At 59.0% G+C, this 17,010-nt stretch carries 13 protein-coding genes and 1 pseudogene; 9 read left to right on the top strand and 5 right to left on the bottom strand.

Annotated features, from left to right (window positions below):
• Positions 1 to 151: 151 nt before the first annotated feature.
• Positions 152 to 1,831, bottom strand: a complete 1,680-nt coding sequence (gene leuA / locus AC1DSG_RS18140) for a 2-isopropylmalate synthase (RefSeq protein WP_477792113.1) — start codon at positions 1,829 to 1,831, stop codon at positions 152 to 154.
• A gap of 387 nt (positions 1,832 to 2,218) precedes the next feature.
• On the opposite strand from leuA, the gene AC1DSG_RS18135 reads away from it, so the two are divergent.
• The gene (locus tag AC1DSG_RS18135) at positions 2,219 to 2,575 is read left to right on the top strand and encodes a hypothetical protein (protein WP_477792112.1); all 357 of its coding nucleotides are present in this window, start codon (positions 2,219 to 2,221) and stop codon (positions 2,573 to 2,575) included.
• 118 nt (positions 2,576 to 2,693) lie between these two features.
• Here AC1DSG_RS18135 and AC1DSG_RS18130 read toward each other — a convergent pair whose 3' ends face one another.
• Together AC1DSG_RS18130 and xseA are read right to left on the bottom strand one after the other, a co-directional pair.
• Complete coding sequence (locus AC1DSG_RS18130) at positions 2,694 to 3,515, bottom strand: peptidoglycan DD-metalloendopeptidase family protein (protein WP_477792111.1); 822 nt, start codon at positions 3,513 to 3,515, stop codon at positions 2,694 to 2,696.
• 3 nt (positions 3,516 to 3,518) lie between these two features.
• Positions 3,519 to 4,898 (bottom strand): exodeoxyribonuclease VII large subunit, encoded by a 1,380-nt coding sequence (xseA, locus tag AC1DSG_RS18125; protein ID WP_477792110.1) that lies wholly within the window; start codon positions 4,896 to 4,898, stop codon positions 3,519 to 3,521.
• Between the two features lie 186 nt (positions 4,899 to 5,084).
• Here xseA and AC1DSG_RS18120 point away from each other — a divergent pair, with 186 nt between their 5' ends.
• The 7 genes from AC1DSG_RS18120 to tadA all read left to right on the top strand — a co-directional run bounded on the left by AC1DSG_RS18120 (position 5,085) and on the right by tadA (position 14,809).
• Positions 5,085 to 5,852, top strand: a complete 768-nt coding sequence (locus AC1DSG_RS18120) for a sulfite exporter TauE/SafE family protein (RefSeq protein ID WP_477792109.1) — start codon at positions 5,085 to 5,087, stop codon at positions 5,850 to 5,852.
• 162 nt (positions 5,853 to 6,014) lie between these two features.
• Positions 6,015 to 6,563: a sugar ABC transporter ATPase gene (locus tag AC1DSG_RS18115; RefSeq protein ID WP_477792108.1), complete on the top strand. Its 549-nt coding sequence runs from the start codon at positions 6,015 to 6,017 to the stop codon at positions 6,561 to 6,563.
• Positions 6,564 to 6,680: 117 nt separating this feature from the next.
• Positions 6,681 to 8,150 carry an IMP dehydrogenase gene (gene guaB / locus AC1DSG_RS18110; protein ID WP_477792107.1) on the top strand — a complete coding sequence of 490 codons (1,470 nt, stop codon included), beginning with the start codon at positions 6,681 to 6,683 and terminating at the stop codon, positions 8,148 to 8,150.
• Between the two features lie 126 nt (positions 8,151 to 8,276).
• Positions 8,277 to 9,854, top strand: a complete 1,578-nt coding sequence (gene guaA / locus AC1DSG_RS18105; protein ID WP_477792106.1) for a glutamine-hydrolyzing GMP synthase — start codon at positions 8,277 to 8,279, stop codon at positions 9,852 to 9,854.
• Positions 9,855 to 10,053: 199 nt separating this feature from the next.
• Entirely contained in the window at positions 10,054 to 12,768 is a 2,715-nt protein-coding gene (locus AC1DSG_RS18100) for an AAA domain-containing protein (RefSeq protein ID WP_477792105.1), read from the top strand.
• A gap of 167 nt (positions 12,769 to 12,935) precedes the next feature.
• Positions 12,936 to 14,312 (top strand): multicopper oxidase family protein, encoded by a 1,377-nt coding sequence (locus AC1DSG_RS18095; RefSeq protein ID WP_477792104.1) that lies wholly within the window; start codon positions 12,936 to 12,938, stop codon positions 14,310 to 14,312.
• Positions 14,312 to 14,809: a tRNA adenosine(34) deaminase TadA gene (gene tadA / locus AC1DSG_RS18090; RefSeq protein ID WP_477792103.1), complete on the top strand. Its 498-nt coding sequence runs from the start codon at positions 14,312 to 14,314 to the stop codon at positions 14,807 to 14,809. Before AC1DSG_RS18095 ends, tadA begins: the two co-directional genes overlap by 1 nt.
• Before the next feature lie 155 nt (positions 14,810 to 14,964).
• On the opposite strand, the gene cmoB is transcribed toward tadA, so the two are convergent.
• Positions 14,965 to 15,921 carry a tRNA 5-methoxyuridine(34)/uridine 5-oxyacetic acid(34) synthase CmoB gene (gene cmoB / locus AC1DSG_RS18085; RefSeq protein ID WP_477792102.1) on the bottom strand — a complete coding sequence of 319 codons (957 nt, stop codon included), beginning with the start codon at positions 15,919 to 15,921 and terminating at the stop codon, positions 14,965 to 14,967.
• Positions 15,918 to 16,697 carry a carboxy-S-adenosyl-L-methionine synthase CmoA gene (gene cmoA / locus AC1DSG_RS18080; RefSeq protein WP_477792101.1) on the bottom strand — a complete coding sequence of 260 codons (780 nt, stop codon included), beginning with the start codon at positions 16,695 to 16,697 and terminating at the stop codon, positions 15,918 to 15,920. Before cmoA ends, cmoB begins: the two co-directional genes overlap by 4 nt.
• Before the next feature lie 195 nt (positions 16,698 to 16,892).
• On the opposite strand from cmoA, the pseudogene AC1DSG_RS18075 reads away from it, so the two are divergent.
• Positions 16,893 to 17,010, top strand: a pseudogene (locus tag AC1DSG_RS18075) (IS110 family transposase); the annotation flags it as partial.

Genomic DNA, 17,010 nt, shown 5'->3' with positions numbered 1-17,010 from the left:
GGAATGCAGCCCGTGACGCTCCGCGTCACTGGACGCGGAGCGTCCCTAGAGGCATTCCCACGCGGAGCGTGGGAACGAGCAGGCAAAAATCACGGCAAACAAAAAGGCCCCAAGGTKCGMACCTTGGGGCCTTTTGCGTTGCAGTGAACGCTTACGCCGCTTTCGCTTCCGGCTGGCTCAGCGAGCGGTTCAGCGCGCTGAACAGGGCCTTGAAGCTGGCGGTGGTGATGTTTTCATCGATACCGACGCCATGCACCGCACGTTCACCGTTCACGCGCAGTTCAATGTAGGCCGCAGCCTTGGCATTGGTGCCCGCGCCGATGGCGTGTTCGTTGTAGTCCATGATCTCCACCGGGATCGGCAGGCCGGCCACCAGGGCCTCCAGTGCACCGTTGCCCTTGCCGCGCCAGTGCAGGTTGTTCTCGCCCTGACCTTTGCCGGAGACTTCAACTTCCACGGCGCTGTGACCGTTTTCTTCCTGCAGGCGATGGCTGACCAGCGCGTACGGGGTGTTGGCTTGCAAGTATTCGCTGTGCAGCAGCGCGTGGATTTGCTGAGCGGTCATTTCCAGGCCCAGGCGATCGGTTTCACGCTGCACGACCTGGCTGAACTCGATCTGCATGCGGCGTGGCAAGTTGATACCGTATTCCTGTTCCAGCAGGTAAGCGATACCGCCCTTGCCCGACTGGCTGTTGACGCGGATGACCGCCTCGTAGCTGCGACCGATATCGGCCGGGTCGATCGGCAAGTACGGCACTTCCCACAGCGCATCCGGTTTCTGCTGGGCGAAGCCCTTGCGGATGGCATCCTGGTGGGAGCCGGAGAACGCGGTGTGGACCAGGTCGCCAACGTACGGGTGACGTGGGTGCACCTGGATCTGGTTGCACTCTTCGACGACCTTGCGCACGCCGTCGATGTCGGAGAAGTCCAGCTCAGGGTGAACGCCCTGGGTGTAGAGGTTCAGTGCCACGGTCACGAGGTCGACGTTACCGGTACGCTCGCCGTTGCCGAACAGGCAGCCTTCGACACGGTCGGCGCCGGCCATCAGGCCCAGCTCGGTGGCGGCTACACCGGTGCCACGGTCGTTGTGGGTGTGCAGGCTGATGATCACGCTGTCACGACGGTTGATGTGACGGCCGAACCATTCGATCTGATCGGCGTAGATGTTCGGGGTGGCGCATTCGACGGTCGCAGGCAAGTTGAGGATCATCTTGTGCTCAGGCGTCGGGTTCCAGACCTCGATCACCGCGTCGCAGACTTCTTTGGCGAAATCCAGCTCAGTGGCGCTGAAGGTCTCTGGCGAGTACTCGAAGGTCCACTCGGTGTCCGGTTGCATGGCGGCGTATTTGACGAACAGCTTGGCCGCGCTGACGGCGATTTCCTTGATTCCGTCCTTGTCCTGATTGAAAACAATCCGGCGGAAAGAAGGGGAGGTCGCGTTATACAGGTGAACGATGGCTTTCTTCGCGCCGCGCAGGGATTCGAAGGTGCGCTCGATCAAGTCTTCACGGCCCTGGGTCAGCACCTGAATGGTGGTGTCGTCCGGGATGTGGTTGCCTTCAATCAGGGTACGCACGAAGTCGAAGTCGGTTTGCGAAGCGGCCGGGAACGAGGCTTCGATTTCTTTAACACCGACAGACACCAGGGTTTTCCAGAAACGCAATTTCTTGACCGCGTCCATTGGCTCGATCAGCGACTGGTTGCCATCACGAAGGTCAGAGCTGCACCAGATCGGCGCGGCGGTGATGGTCTTCGACGGCCAGGTGCGATCCGGGATGTCGATGGTCGGGAACGCGCGGTATTTCGAAGACGGATCTTTGAGCATGCTCATCGGGGGAATCCTTATTGTGTGGGCCGAAAAAAGGCGGCCTGCCGGTGGATCAAATGTTCTTGGGGAAACGCGTGGAGCGAGGCATCGCGATTCAGCCCGGCAGTCGTGCGCTGACAAGGCACAGGCTGCGGTGCTGGCGAAGCTGAATGAGGGTGTGAGAGGTTTTCATGCCTTCAACCCTAACCGCGGGGGGAAAGGATGGCAAGCAGTCGAAAAAAATTGAGAGGAATACCCTGAAAGTCGAATTTATCGAGATTTTATTGCTGTGAGTGGCGGTGATTGTTTTGATGATTGCGCAAGGTCTGAGCACTGCGCAATTGGAGGGTTACGGTGACGTCTCGCTGGGCGCAGCTATGCTTAAAGCCTTGAACAAGGCAGGAGTCGGACATGAACGAGTCGGACTGGAAGCGGTACAGCGCGTTGCGTCCCTTGGCCCACGAGCGGATGTGTGTGCGGATCATGGAGGAGGTCGAACGCACAGTGCTGGATAAAAGCCTGGAGCCTTACGATCGGATTGAAGCCACGGAAGAGCTGCTTCAATCCAGGCGAAAAGAGCTGTATTGGGCGTTTGGTGTGTTCAGGTTTTCACGGCATGAAGCTCAGTCGCACTTGCTTGGGTTGTGTGCCCGGGAGTTGATTACGGCTGAAGAGTTGACCGGCTTCTCAGAGGAAACCCAGACCTGGATCAGGCACTGCCTGGCGGACCGGGAAGCTCATGGGATCGAGGACCTTGAGGCTGAATAGCGGCGCCTATCAGGCCGCCTTCGCGAGCAGGCTCGCTCCCACATTGGATTTGAGTACGCCATAGATCAACTGTGGGAGCGAGCCTGCTCGCGATGAGGCCGGCAGCCTCAACAACTATCTATGGCTGAAATGCCCCGATAAAAATCGCCGGATCCACCCGCGCATCATTCAGGCTGATATTCCAGTGCATGTGCGGCCCGGTCGCGCGCCCCGTCGCCCCCACTTTCCCGACGACCCCGCCACGGGCCAGTTGCTGCCCGACCTTCACGTCGATTTTCGACATATGGCAGAACATGCTGATAAAACCTTGCCCATGATCGACAAACACCGTGTTGCCGTTGAAGAAGTAGTTGCCGATCAGAATCACCTTGCCCGCGGCCGGCGTCTTGATTGGCGTACCGGCAGGCACGGCGAAGTCCAACCCTGCGTGGGGGTTGCGTTCTTCACCGTTAAAGAAACGACGCACGCCAAACTTGCTCGACAGTGGCCCGTTGACCGGTTTGTCCAGCAAGAGGTTGCTCGGGGTGTTCGGGCTGAAGCTGCGGTAGGCCTGAATTTGCTCGGCCAGTTCGCCTTCGATGCGCTTGAGGTTGTCCGGATTCGGGTTGACCTGCTGGGTATTTTTCAGGGTGATGTGCTGTTCCGGGTACTTCTTGGTGCCGACGGTGAAACTCAGGTTGCGACCGCCGCTGCTGAGTTGCTGCGTGCCCGGTTTTACGGTCAACGGCAGGCCGACAATCGCCAGCCAGTTGTTCTGTTCCTTGACCATCAACACCGGTTTGCCTTGATAACTGGCTTTCGGCGCCTGGGCAGAGGCGCCCAGGTCCACCACGGCTACGCCGCCCGGTACCGGTTTGTTCAACAGGCGAGTGATGTAGCTGTCGGCGTGGGCGTTGAAGGTCAGGCACAGCAGAAGCAGCGGAGCTAGAAAACGCGGCATGGATCAATCCAGTAAAGAAAGGGTGACAGGCGTCAGGTGATTGTCTTCGACCCGCACTTGCAGTTCGCCGTCGCCGAGTTTGGCCTTGAGGCGCTGCCCGTTGTGGGTTTGTTCGGCGCTGCGGATCGCGTTGCCGCGTTCGTCCAGCAGAATGCTGTAGCCACGGGCCAGTGTCGCCAGCGGGCTGACCACTTGTAGCGTCTGCACCTGACTTTGCAGTTGCAGGCGCCGCGACTTGAGGCCTTCGCGGATCGCACGGGGCAGGCGTTCGGCGAGGCTGTCGAGGCGCTGGCGGAGCATCGCCAATTGCCGGCCGGGATGTTGCCCGGCGAGGCGCGTTTCCAGACGAATCAAACGCTCGCGACGGGTATTGAGGCTGCGTTCGAAAGCGCGACGCATGCGCATGTCCAGATCATCCAGACGCTGCGCTTGCTGGCGCAGACGTTCGCCGGGATGGCGCAGGCGGCGGGAGATGCCCTCCAGGCGCAAGCGGTCGCGCATCAGGCGGTCGCGCATGCGCATCACCAGTCGGCGATGCAGGCTTTCGACCCGACGCACCAGATCGCCGGAATCCGGGGCGAGCAGTTCGGCGGCGGCGGACGGCGTCGGGGCGCGGACGTCGGCGACGAAGTCACTRATCGACACGTCGGTTTCATGGCCGACGGCGCTGACGATCGGCGTGACGCAGGCATCAACGGCACGGGCTACGGCTTCTTCGTTGAAACACCAGAGGTCTTCCAGCGAACCGCCGCCACGGGCCAGGATCAATGCGTCGAAACCACGGGCGTCCGCCAGTTTCAGTGCGCGGACAATCTGCGCGGTGGCCTCGCGACCTTGCACGGCGGTGGGGATCAGCGTCAGCTGGATCTGCGGTGCCCGGCGGCGGAACACGCTGATAATGTCGCGAATCACCGCGCCGGTCGGCGAGCTGATGATGCCGATGCGTTGCGGATGCGCGGGCAACGGCACTTTGCGCTCGGCACTGAACAGGCCTTCGGCGCTGAGCTTTTCCTTCAAGGCATCGAAGGCCAGGCGCAGCGCGCCGTCACCGGCCGGCTCCACGGTGTCGAGGATCAGCTGATAGTCGCCACGACCCTCGAACAACGAAACCTTGCCCCGGACTTTGACGGCCAGGCCATCCTTCAGCGCCTGACGCACCCGTGCGGCGTTTTGCCGAAACAGCGCGCAACGCACCTGGGCGCCGCTGTCCTTGAGGGTGAAATACACATGGCCCGACGCCGGGCGGGCGAGGTTGGAGATTTCGCCTTCGACCCAGATATTGCTGAACACGTCTTCGAGCAACACCCGCGCGCGGCCGTTGAGCTGGCTGACAGTCAGGACTTCACGGTCCAGGCCGAGTCTTGCAAAGGGATCTTTAATCATGGGGCGCAGTTTAAAGGCATTCGGCGACCAATCTCCATGGCTCAACGAAAATCCCCTTGTAGGAGCGAGCTTGCTCGCGAAGGCGGTTTAACTTTCAGTAAAGTTGTCGACTGATACACCGCTATCGCGAGCAGGCTCGCTGCCACAGGGGTAAAGTCGGGGCCCCGAGTTCAAGGAAGACATGGAATGAATGCATTTGAGTTGTTACACCAATGGCCCTTCGGCACAACGGATTGGCTGATCATCGGGCTGGGCATCGCCTTGGCCTATATCGTCTTCGGCATCGCCGGATTTGGCACGGCGCTGGTGGCGGGGCCGATACTGATCCTGTTCATGCCGCTATCGAAGATCGTGCCATTGCTGGTGCTGCTGGATTTTGTCGCGGCGTTCGGCAATCTGCTGCCCTCGCGACGTGATGTGGCGAAACCCGAGTTACTGCGGTTACTGCCTTGCATGGCGGTGGGGTGCACGCTGGGGGTTATCTTTCTGCTTAACCTGAAATCCGATGTGTTGCTGCTGTTGATGGGGCTGTTTATCAGCGCCTATGCGGTTTACAGCCTGTGGGTCAAAACCCGTCCGACGCAGTTATCCGCCGGTTGGGCAGTGCCGATGGGCACCGTGGGCGGGATGTTCGGGGCGTTGTTTGGCAGTGGCGGTTTTTTGTATGCGATCTATTTGAACAGTCGTCTGCCCAAAGAGGCGGCCCGCGCGACCCAGAGTGCGCTGATCAGTTGCAGCACGGTGGTGCGCTTGAGTCTGTTTGCCGTCGCGGGTGTGTATGCCGAGCTACCCTTGTTGGTGTTGGCGCTGTGTTTGTTGCCGGCCATGGCCTTGGGGTTGTGGATCGGGCGGCGGTTGACCATGAGATTGTCCCGTGAGGCGTTTGTACGGTTGGTGACCTGGTTGGTGCTGGCCAGCGGGATTGCCTTGATCGGGCGGTACTTGAGTACTTGACCGGAGCTTGTCAGGTATTAAGCTGCCGGCCGCAAATCCTGTGGGAGCGAGCCTGCTCGCGATGGGGGCGTTGCAGTCAACAGTGATGTTGCCTGACCCACCGCAATCGCGAGCAGACTCGCTCCTACAGGGTGGATTATTCAGTATTGGTAGGCCTGTGCCATGAATTCACAAAGCATCATCGTCCCGAAAATTTCCACACTGCCGGTGCATGAACCCCGGGCAAGGGCGGTCGTGCGGTGGCTGGTGCGCAAGAACATCGTCCAGGAAGAACTGAYCACCTGCGGCCGCACCGGCAACCGCATGGGCCACGCCATCGCCGACGGTGCCCGCGCGGTGGTGCTGCACCCGCAAGCGCTGCCGTTTGGCGAGTCGATCAATGGCCTGGAGATCGTCACCAAGCGCTGCATCTATACGCCGGCCAAAGGTTTCCTTGAAGAGGCGGGATGCGCCGAGTGCCGCAAGGAAGTCGGCGAAGCGCTGTTCGAAAGCCTGGAAGACTGGATGCCGGGCCGCACCGATAATTTCACCTGCCCCGAATGCGGGCATGAAGATGACATCAATGGCTTTCTGTTCTTGCAGGAATGCGGCTTTTCCAACCTGGGATTTATCTTCAATAACTGGGCAGAAGCCGGGTTCAAGCAGAGCTTTATTGATGAATTTGCCGATTGGCTGGATCACCCTGTCAGTTGGGTGAAGGTCGAGTTGTAGGCAGCGACAATTCCCGTATATCRGCAATGCTAATAAAAGACAGAGTTTTACATTGAACCCGAGGGGGTGTCTGACTATAATGGCGCGCTTCCATTTTCCCGCTCGGGAGCCCCCGCGATGCTGCGTATCAGCCAAGAAGCTCTGACATTCGACGACATTCTCCTAGTGCCTGGTTATTCCGAGGTGCTTCCTAACGAAGTCAGTCTCAAGACCCGCCTAACCCGTGGCATCGAGCTGAATATTCCTCTGGTTTCTGCTGCCATGGACACCGTCACTGAAGCCCGTCTGGCAATCGCCATGGCTCAGGAAGGTGGCATCGGCATTATCCACAAGAACATGACCATCGAGCAGCAAGCTGCCGAAGTGCGCAAGGTCAAGCGTTACGAAGCCGGCGTGGTCAAGGACCCGATCACTATCGAGGCGGATGCCACGGTTCGTGAACTGTTCGAACTGACCCGCATGCACAACATTTCCGGCGTTCCGGTGCTGCACGATGGCGACCTGGTCGGCATCGTCACTTCCCGCGACGTGCGTTTCGAAAATCGTATGGACGTCTCCGTCCGTGAAGTGATGACGCCTAAAGAGCGTCTGGTCACGGTCAAGGAAGGCGCCGACAAGCACGACGTTCGCGAGCTGTTGCACAAGCACCGCATCGAACGCGTACTGATCGTCGACGACAAATTCGCCCTCAAAGGCATGATGACCGTCAACGACATCGAAAAAGCCAAGGCTTACCCCCTTGCCAGCAAGGACGACCAAGGTCGTCTGCGTGTGGGCGCTGCTGTCGGTACCGGTAAAGACACCGGTGATCGCGTCGCTGCCCTGGTCAACGCCGGCGTGGACGTGGTGGTGGTCGACACCGCTCACGGTCACTCCAAAGGTGTGATCGACCGCGTTCGTTGGGTTAAACAGAATTTCCCTGATGTGCAGGTCATCGGCGGCAACATTGCCACCGGCGCTGCCGCCTTGGCCTTGGCCGAAGCAGGCGCTGACGCGGTCAAGGTCGGTATCGGCCCTGGCTCGATCTGCACCACCCGTATCGTCGCCGGTGTCGGCGTCCCGCAAATCACTGCCATCGCCAACGTCGCCGCTGCCCTTGAAGGCACAGGCGTTCCGTTGATCGCCGACGGCGGCATCCGTTTCTCCGGTGACCTGTCCAAGGCCATCGTTGCCGGTGCTTCCTGCGTGATGATGGGCTCGATGTTTGCCGGTACTGAAGAAGCGCCGGGCGAGATCGAACTGTACCAGGGTCGTTCGTACAAGGCTTACCGTGGCATGGGCTCGCTGGGCGCCATGTCCCAGGCTCAAGGTTCCTCCGACCGTTACTTCCAGGACTCCTCGGCAGGCGCCGAGAAACTGGTTCCGGAAGGCATCGAAGGGCGTGTTCCTTACAAGGGCACCCTGAGCGCCATCATCCATCAACTGATGGGCGGCCTGCGTTCGTCGATGGGTTACACCGGCAGTGCCGACATCGAAGAAATGCGCACCAAGCCTGAGTTCGTGCGGATCACCGGTGCTGGCATGGCCGAGTCCCACGTTCACGACGTACAAATCACCAAAGAAGCGCCAAACTATCGGGTCGGCTGACGCCGACAGCTATAAGCCACAAGCTAAGAGCTGCAAGCGGTACTGCGTTTACGCAGTTACCGCGCAGCTTCCGACTACTTGCAGCTTGCAGCTTGAAGCTAGCAACTGCTTTTTGAGTTATTTCCCATGTCCCTCGACATTCACGCCCACCGCATCCTGATCCTCGACTTCGGTTCCCAGTACACCCAGCTGATTGCCCGCCGCGTGCGTGAAATCGGCGTGTACTGCGAACTGCATCCGTTCGACATGGACGACGAAGCGATTCGCGAATTCGCGCCAAAAGGGATCATCCTCGCCGGCGGCCCCGAGTCTGTACACGTTGCCGACAGCCCGCGTGCACCGCAGGCCGTGTTCGACCTGGGCGTTCCGGTCTTCGGTATCTGCTACGGCATGCAGACCATGGCTGAACAGCTGGGTGGCAAGGTCGAAGGCTCCGAGCTGCGTGAGTTCGGTTACGCTCGCGTTGACGTGGTCGGCAAAAGCCGCCTGCTCGATGGCATCGAAGACCACATCGACGCCGACGGCCTGTTCGGCCTCGACGTGTGGATGAGCCACGGTGACAAAGTCACCAAGATGCCTCAGGAATTCCACATCCTGGCCAGCACCCCGAGCTGCCCGATTGCTGGCATGTTCGACGACGCTCGCGGCTACTACGGCGTGCAGTTTCACCCGGAAGTGACCCACACCAAGCAGGGCGGTCGCATCCTGTCGCGCTTCATCCTCGACATCTGCGGCTGCGAAGCCCTGTGGACGCCTTCGAAGATTGCTGAAGACGCCATCGCTCAGGTTCGCGCCCAGGTCGGCACCGACAACGTACTGCTCGGCCTGTCCGGTGGTGTGGATTCCTCGGTGGTTGCCGCACTGCTGCACAAAGCCATTGGCGACCAGCTGACCTGCGTCTTCGTCGACAACGGTCTGCTGCGTCTGCACGAAGGCGAGCARGTAATGGCCATGTTCGCCGAGAACATGGGCGTCAAAGTAATTCGCGCCAACGCTGAAGGTCAATTCCTGGACAACCTGGCCGGCGAGTCCGACCCGGAGAAGAAACGCAAGATCATCGGCCGTACCTTCATCGATGTGTTTGATGCCCAGTCGAACAAACTGGACAACATCAAGTACCTCGCCCAAGGCACCATCTACCCGGACGTGATCGAGTCGGCTGGCGCCAAAAGCGGCAAGGCTCACGTGATCAAGTCGCACCACAACGTGGGCGGCCTGCCGGAAGAGATGAACCTGAAGCTGGTCGAGCCACTGCGCGAACTGTTCAAGGACGAAGTCCGTCGTCTGGGCCTGGAACTCGGCCTGCCGTACGACATGGTCTACCGTCACCCGTTCCCGGGCCCGGGTCTGGGCGTGCGCATCCTCGGTGAAGTGAAGAAGGAATACGCCGACCTGCTGCGTCGTGCCGACCACATCTTCATCGAAGAGCTGCGTAAAGCCGACTGGTACCACAAGGTCAGCCAGGCATTCGTGGTGTTCCAGCCGGTGAAATCGGTTGGCGTGGTTGGCGATGGCCGTCGTTACGCCTGGGTTGTTGCCCTGCGTGCCGTGGAAACCATTGACTTCATGACCGCACGTTGGGCTCACCTGCCTTACGAACTGCTGGAAACCGTTTCCGGCCGCATCATCAATGAAATCGAAGGCATCTCCCGCGTCACTTACGACGTGTCGAGCAAGCCGCCTGCGACGATTGAGTGGGAATGAGTTGAACAGCAAGGGCGCCATGAGGCGCCCTTGTTGCATCTGGAGGAATCGTTTACATCTGACGGAACGACGCACCCACTGGAAATTGGTGCAAGGGCAAAGATCGATGCCAAAATAGTTTCAATCCGTCGAATCGCTGAATTCGGATTCCGGCAACATGGACGTGTACAGGCTTTGAACGAGCGAGCTTGAGGGATATATGGCTTCCATCTACGTGTGCGGTAACGACCAGACCAGGCAAATCAGCGACTGGACAATAAAGCGCGACAGGAACGGTGTTTTTTTTCTGACTTGCCACTATCACAATGGCAAGAGTGTTCCTATCCCGCTTGATGACTGCGAGGTCGCTCCTACCCAAGAGTTGAGCGATACACTTCTGCGAAAAAAGGGCAGCTCAGTATTGAGCTCCGTCGAGAAGGCTGTGATCTACGGCGAGAAATATGCCGTCATTCAGTATCCCGGAAACACAAAAAAATACGTGTTCAAGATGGACACTATCGAGCTTGTCACGCCGACGAAGATCAAGGACGAGTCGACATTCCACTATTTCCGTTCCGTGGCCAATGGTCGGGTCGATCAGGCTGTAAATCCGGTTGATAAGGTCATCGCCGAAAATGTGTTGCGCCAGCTGAACGCACTGCCTTCATGCGCGGACACGGCTCTGTACGCCTACTGCACCGGGCAGAACGGAAGGCAGGAGCAATCCGGTCACTTCATCTTTTCTTTTGGTATCAATGAAAGTCAGCTTCACGCCGTCGAGCGGGCTTTCACCTCGCAGATCAGCCTGATCGAAGGGCCTCCCGGCACCGGCAAGACACAGACCATTCTAAACATCATCGCCAATATCCTGTTGCGTGGAAAAAACGTGGCGGTGGTATCCAACAACAATGCGGCCGTCGCGAATGTCTGTGAAAAGCTGGGCAAGTCCGGGTTGGATTATCTTGTTGCCGAGTTGGGTAGCAAAGAGAACCGCGAGGCATTCTTCGCCAGTCCACGCTCTCGACCCTTGGCAGCTCTCGAACCCGTACCGCCGATGGAGCGCATCCAGATCGTCTTGCAGCAGCTCAAGGGGTATCTGAGTGCCCGGAATGCGGTGGCGCAGCTGCAGATTGAAATTGATGAGCTGGAGGTCGAGCGGCGTTATCTTCGGCAATGGCAACAGGATAACGACGTGCCGGCCCCCGTTGCTTTGGATAAATACAAGCTGTCCCCACAAAAAACCGCAGACCTGATGGCTTACCTGACACATCTTGCGGGCGATCGGGTCAAGATCAAGCAAAGGATCGAGCTGCTGTTAAATTTCAGGATTCTGCGCATCAAGCCATTCGATAACCGGGATAAGCGCAAATCGACCTTCACTGGTCTGCAACTCCATTATTACGACAAGGCGCTGCAGGACAGAAAAGCGACACTTGCCACTCATGAGCAAGCATTGCGAATGGGGAATTACCAGGCATTGCTGGATGAGTTGACGAGTGCTTCGATGAAGTACCTCAAGCAGCACCTGCATCAGCATTTACCGGACCCTGAACCCTTTGATGCCAAGACTTACAAGCGCAAATTCGATGAGTTCGTGAAGCGATATCCAATCATTTCCAGCAGTACGCATTCGATCATCAACTCGCTCGAAGGCGGTGCGTTACTCGACTACGTCATCATCGACGAGGCCTCGCAACAGGACATCGTTCCGGGGATATTGGCGCTGGGTTGTGCGAAGAACCTGATCATCGTCGGCGATAGAAAGCAGCTGGCTCACATTCCGGCAAAGCTGGGCATCACTGCGCCCATGGATCACTACGATTGCGAGACACACAGCCTGCTCGATTCGTGCGTCAGTGTGTTCACTGATTCGATCCCGACGACGCTATTGAAAGAGCACTATCGCTGCCATCCGCGAATCATTCAGTTCTGCAATCAACAGTTCTACGACAACCAACTTATTGCGATGACCCAAGACCGAGGAGAAAAACCGTTGTCGCTGCTCGTTACCGCGAAGGGAAATCACACCCGAAAGAAAACCAACCTTCGAGAGCTGGAGTCGCTGCTGGTAGTGCTTGATGGGGCGGGCGAAAGTGCATGGGAGGGCGAGGATGGCAGAGGCTTCATTGCCCCGTTCAGGAGTCAGGCCACGCTTTCGGGAGCGCTTTTGCCGGCTGATTTCGTCAATGACACCGTGCACAAGTTTCAGGGCCGCGAGTGCGACGAGATCGTCTTTTCCACCGTGTTGGACAAAAAGAGCAACACGCAGAGGCTCCTGGCGTTCGTGGATGATCCGCGCATGGTCAATGTGGCGGTATCTAGAGCGAGGAATCACTTCACCCTGGTCACGGGAGAAGATGTTTTCACGGCGAACAACGGGCATATCGCCGCCCTGGTGCGCTACATCGAATACTACGCAGAGGAAGGACAAATCCACCGCGCGCCGTTGATATCGGCCTTTGACCTGCTCTACAAGGAATACGACCAATCGCTTGAACGGCTCAATGCCCGATTGCGACGCAGTGATTCCGAGTACAAGTCCGAGCAGATTGTGGCGGAGGAACTACGTAGGGTTCTGGAGCAGGAGGCGTACCGGGGCATCACGTTCCACTCCCAGATCGCGCTGAACCAATTGGTCTCAACCGCCAACGAGAGTTTGACACCGCGGGAGCGGGAGTTCATGAGAAACGGCGCCAGTTGCGACTTCGTGCTCTATTTCAAAGTCGGGAAAAAACCGCTGGGAGTGATTGAGGTCGATGGGGGCGAGCATGACAAGCCGGTACAGGCGGAACGCGATGCCTTGAAAGACAGCATTCTGCACAAGAGCGATATTCATTTGCTGCGTCTGCGAACCTACGGGAGCGGGATTGAGGAACGGGTGACCGCATTTGTGGCGCAGTGGGCAGCCAGCAATTCGAAGGAGGTTTTGGCGTAGTTTGAACCGAAGGGACGTGTCGAGAGGTTTCCCTTGTTGTAGCTGACGGTCGTCATTTCAGAAGGTGGCGCGACAATACTTCACTTAATCTTTCTCAGTTGCAGGTGTATCGTATTCGCCTTTTGCGGGCCTGGGCCTGCCGCTGTTCATGTGAGGTAGTTGAGTTCATGTCCTTTACCCGTCGCCAAATCCTCGGTGGCCTGGCCGGTCTTGTTGTCGTTGGTGTCGGAGCGGGAGGCGCGTCGCGTTACTGGCTGGGCAAGAGGGCCGAGGCGGACACCGGCCACGACTATGAGCTGATTGCCGCGCCACTGGACGTGGAGTTGGTGCCAGGACACAAAACCCAAGCCTGGGCGTTCGGCCCGTCGGCACCGGGTACCGAGTTGCGGGTGCGTCAAGGCGAATGGCTGCGGGTGCGTTTCATCAATCACCTGCCGGTCGCGACCACCATTCACTGGCACGGTATCCGTCTGCCACTGGAAATGGACGGCGTGCCGTACGTTTCGCAATTGCCGGTGCTGCCGGGCGAATACTTCGACTACAAATTCCGCGTGCCCGATGCCGGCAGCTACTGGTATCACCCGCACGTGAACAGCAGCGAGGAGCTCGGTCGTGGGCTGGTCGGTCCGCTGATCGTCGAAGAGCGTGAGCCCACCGGTTTCAAGTACGAGAAAACCTTGAGCCTCAAGAACTGGCACGTCGATGAGGAGGGCGCTTTCTTGCCGTTCAGCATTCCTCGCGAAGCGGCCCGTGGCGGTACGGCCGGGCGCTTGTCGACCATCAATGGCGTCCCGCTAGCGGTGATTGATTTGCCTGCCGGGCAGATCACCCGTGTACGCTTGCTCAATCTCGATAACACGCTGACCTATCGCCTGAACATTCCGGGCGTCGAAGCGCAGATTTACGCACTGGACGGCAACCCCATCGAGCCGCGCCCGCTGGGCAAGGAATACTGGCTCGGGCCGGGTATGCGTATCTGCCTGGCGATCAAGGCGCCGCCGGCCGGTGAAGAGTTGTCCCTGCGCAACGGTCCGGTACGCTTGGGTACCTTCCGTTCGGTGGCGAATAGCGATGCATCGACCGAATGGCCGCCTGCGCTGCCCGCCAACCCTGTGGCCGAGCCGGACTTGGCCAATGCCGAGAAACTCAACTTCAATTTCGAGTGGGTCGGTTCGGTGTCGGTCAACGTCGACAACGGCAAGCCGCCGAGCCTGTGGCAAATCAACGGCAAAGCCTGGGACATCACCGACAAGACCTGCGCCGACCGGCCGATTGCCAAGCTTGAGAAGGGCAAGAGCTACATTTTTGAATTGAAGAACATGACTCAGTATCAGCACCCGATTCACTTGCACGGCATGAGCTTCAAGGTCATTGCCTCGAACCGGCACAAGGTCATTCCGTACTTCACCGACACGTACCTGTTGGGTAAGAACGAGCGTGCGCAAGTGGCGCTGGTGGCGGATAACCCGGGCATCTGGATGTTCCATTGCCATGTGATCGATCACATGGAAACCGGCCTGATGGCCGCCATCGAGGTGGCGTGATGCGTCAGATTCGTCCCGCCGCCATCATCGACCGCAGCCGTGATAGCGACTTCATGCGCGAAGCCCTGGCCCTGGCCGCTCAAGGGGCCGCGCTTGGCGAAGTGCCGGTGGGCGCGGTGCTGGTACAAGACGGGGAAATCATCGGCCGCGGCTTCAATTGCCCGATCAGCGGCAACGACCCGAGTGCGCATGCCGAGATGGTCGCGATCCGCGCTGCTGCTTTGGCCGCGAGCAACTATCGCCTGCCGGGCAGCACGCTGTACGTGACACTTGAGCCGTGCAGCATGTGCGCCGGGTTGATCGTGCATTCGCGAATTGCGCGGGTGGTGTACGGCGCGCTGGAGCCCAAGGCCGGGATTGTGCAGAGTCAGGGGCAGTTCTTCACCCAGGGTTTTTTGAATCACCGGGTGTTGTTTGAAGGCGGGGTGTTGGCGGAAGAATGCGGGGCGGTGCTTAGCGAGTTCTTCAAGGCTAGACGCGCGAAACCTTCAGACTAAACACCGAACCAATGTGGGAGCGGGCTTGCTCGCGAATGCGGATTAACATTCAACTGAGATGNGATTAACATTCAACTGAGATGTTGACTGAACTACCGCTTTCGCGAGCAAGCCCGCTCCCACATTTCGATCTCCATTGATCTGGAGATTGGGGGTTACTTACGGGCGATGATGACCGCACGCATCGGTGCCGGCAGCCCTTCAATCGTCTTGCTGTGATCGTCCGGATCAAGGAAGTCGCTCAACGATTGATACTTCATCCACTCTGTCCCGCGCTGTTCTTCCACCGTGGTCACGCTCACGTCCACGCAACGTACATCGGTAAACCCGGCACGCCGCAGCCATAACTCCAGCGCCGGCACCGACGGCAGGAACCACACGTTGCGCATTTGCGCGTAACGGTCTTCCGGCACCAGCACCTGTTGTTGATCGCCCTCGATCACCAGCGTCTCCAGCACCAGTTCGCCGCCCTTGACCAGGCAATCTTTCAGCGCCAGCAAATGCTCGATCGGCGAGCGGCGATGGTAGAACACGCCCATGGAAAACACCGTATCAAAGCCTTCCAGCTCCGGCGGCAAGTCTTCGAACGGGAACGGCAGGTGCCAGGCATTGGGTTCGGACAGATAACGCTGCACCGCCTGGAACTGGCAGAAGAACAGCCAGTTCGGGTCAACGCCGATCACGCTGTCGGCCCCGGCGCCGAGCATGCGCCACATGTAGTAACCATTGCCGCAACCGACGTCGAGGATGCGTTTGCCCTTCAGATCCAGATGCGGGGCGACGCGCGACCATTTCCAGTCCGAGCGCCATTCGGTGTCGACGTGCACGCCAAACAGATCAAACGGCCCTTTGCGCCACGGTGACAACCCCATCAGCGCAGTACGCATCTGCGCGCGGGTTTCGTCGGCACAATCGGTGTCCAGCATCAAGCCATTGAGCAAATCGACGTCGCTCGGCTGAATCTTTGGCAAGGCATCCAGCGCACTTTGCCAGCGCTCAAGGTCGCCGTGACCCTTTTCCATTTTCTTGTCGAGCTGCGCTTGCAGGGTGTTGGCCCATTCGGCCAGCGGGGTGCCGGCCAGACGGCGGGCGAGGGGGGACAGATCAATCATGGCAAGGCAATCAACGAGGCAAAGTTAAGACACTGGAACCACGGCACGACTTTCGAGAACCCGGCGGCCAGCAGGCGCTCGCGGTGTTCTTCGAGGCTGTCGGGCTTCATGACATTTTCGATGGCGCTGCGCTTCTGGGCGATTTCCAGTTCGCTATAGCCGTTGGCGCGTTTGAAGGCGACGTGCAGATCGGTGAGCAGCGCATGTTCTTCGAGGTCGTTGAAGCGCAGCTTCTCCGACAGGATCAGCGCGCCACCGGGCAACAGCGACTGGCGGATGCGCGACAGCAATGCCGTGCGCTGCTCTGGATCGATGAATTGCAGGGTGAAGTTCAGCGCCACCACTGAGGCTGGCTGAAACTTCAGGGCGAGGATGTCGCCTTCGATCACCTCCACCGGCAGCAACTCCTGGAACATCGAGTCCTGAGCATTGAGGTATTCGCGGCAGCGTTCGACCATCGCCGCCGAGTTATCCACAGCGATGACGCGGCAACCGTCGGTGCGCACGTGACGGCGCAAGGCCTGAGTCACGGCGCCGAGGGAGGAGCCGAGGTCGTAAAGCACGCTATTGGGCTGGGCGAATTGCGCGGCGAGCACGCCGAGGTTTTCGACGATGGTCGGATAACCCGGCACCGAGCGCTTGATCATGTCCGGGAACACCCGCACCACGTCCTCGTTAAAGGCGAAGTCAGGCACCTGGGCCAAAGGCTGGGCGAAAAGGCGATCGGGTTCTTTGCTCACGGCGGTTCCAGCGGCGTTGGTGGAAAAGGCCGGCATTTTAGCCAAATTGGTGGGGGGATGCGCGGGTTGTCTGATAAACCGTGCCGACGGTGTACGCAATCCTGTAATTGAATGGACTCGCCCAAGCCGAGGCGTCAATGCGCCACGGTGGCAGTCTAAACAGCCAACGACAGCGAGGGCGAGTCCATGAAAAAGCATACTTCGATTGATCAATCCTTGTCTTCTGCCGATTTGGCGGCCTGCACTACCGTGGCGGTTGACCTGGCCAAGCATGTGTTCCAGCTCGCCGGCGAAGACGCCCTCGGCAAGGTGCATTATGAGCAGCGGATCAAGTCGCGCGAGGCGTTCT

The organism is Pseudomonas sp. P5_A12 (assembly GCF_056400685.1).
The sequence above is the reverse complement of the archived record's forward strand: the minus strand, read 5'-3'. Positions and strand labels throughout refer to the sequence as shown.

What these genes read in the sequence shown, in the direction of transcription:
- leuA (WP_477792113.1), bottom strand. Translation starts at nt 1,831, where the DNA reads ATGAGCATGCTCAAAGATCCGTCTTCGAAATACCGCGCGTTCCCGACC.
- AC1DSG_RS18135 (WP_477792112.1), top strand. Translation starts at nt 2,219, where the DNA reads ATGAACGAGTCGGACTGGAAGCGGTACAGCGCGTTGCGTCCCTTGGCC.
- AC1DSG_RS18130 (WP_477792111.1), bottom strand. Translation starts at nt 3,515, where the DNA reads ATGCCGCGTTTTCTAGCTCCGCTGCTTCTGCTGTGCCTGACCTTCAAC.
- AC1DSG_RS18120 (WP_477792109.1), top strand. Translation starts at nt 5,085, where the DNA reads ATGAATGCATTTGAGTTGTTACACCAATGGCCCTTCGGCACAACGGAT.
- guaB (WP_477792107.1), top strand. Translation starts at nt 6,681, where the DNA reads ATGCTGCGTATCAGCCAAGAAGCTCTGACATTCGACGACATTCTCCTA.
- AC1DSG_RS18100 (WP_477792105.1), top strand. Translation starts at nt 10,054, where the DNA reads ATGGCTTCCATCTACGTGTGCGGTAACGACCAGACCAGGCAAATCAGC.
- AC1DSG_RS18095 (WP_477792104.1), top strand. Translation starts at nt 12,936, where the DNA reads ATGTCCTTTACCCGTCGCCAAATCCTCGGTGGCCTGGCCGGTCTTGTT.
- tadA (WP_477792103.1), top strand. Translation starts at nt 14,312, where the DNA reads ATGCGTCAGATTCGTCCCGCCGCCATCATCGACCGCAGCCGTGATAGC.
- cmoB (WP_477792102.1), bottom strand. Translation starts at nt 15,921, where the DNA reads ATGATTGATCTGTCCCCCCTCGCCCGCCGTCTGGCCGGCACCCCGCTG.
- cmoA (WP_477792101.1), bottom strand. Translation starts at nt 16,697, where the DNA reads ATGCCGGCCTTTTCCACCAACGCCGCTGGAACCGCCGTGAGCAAAGAA.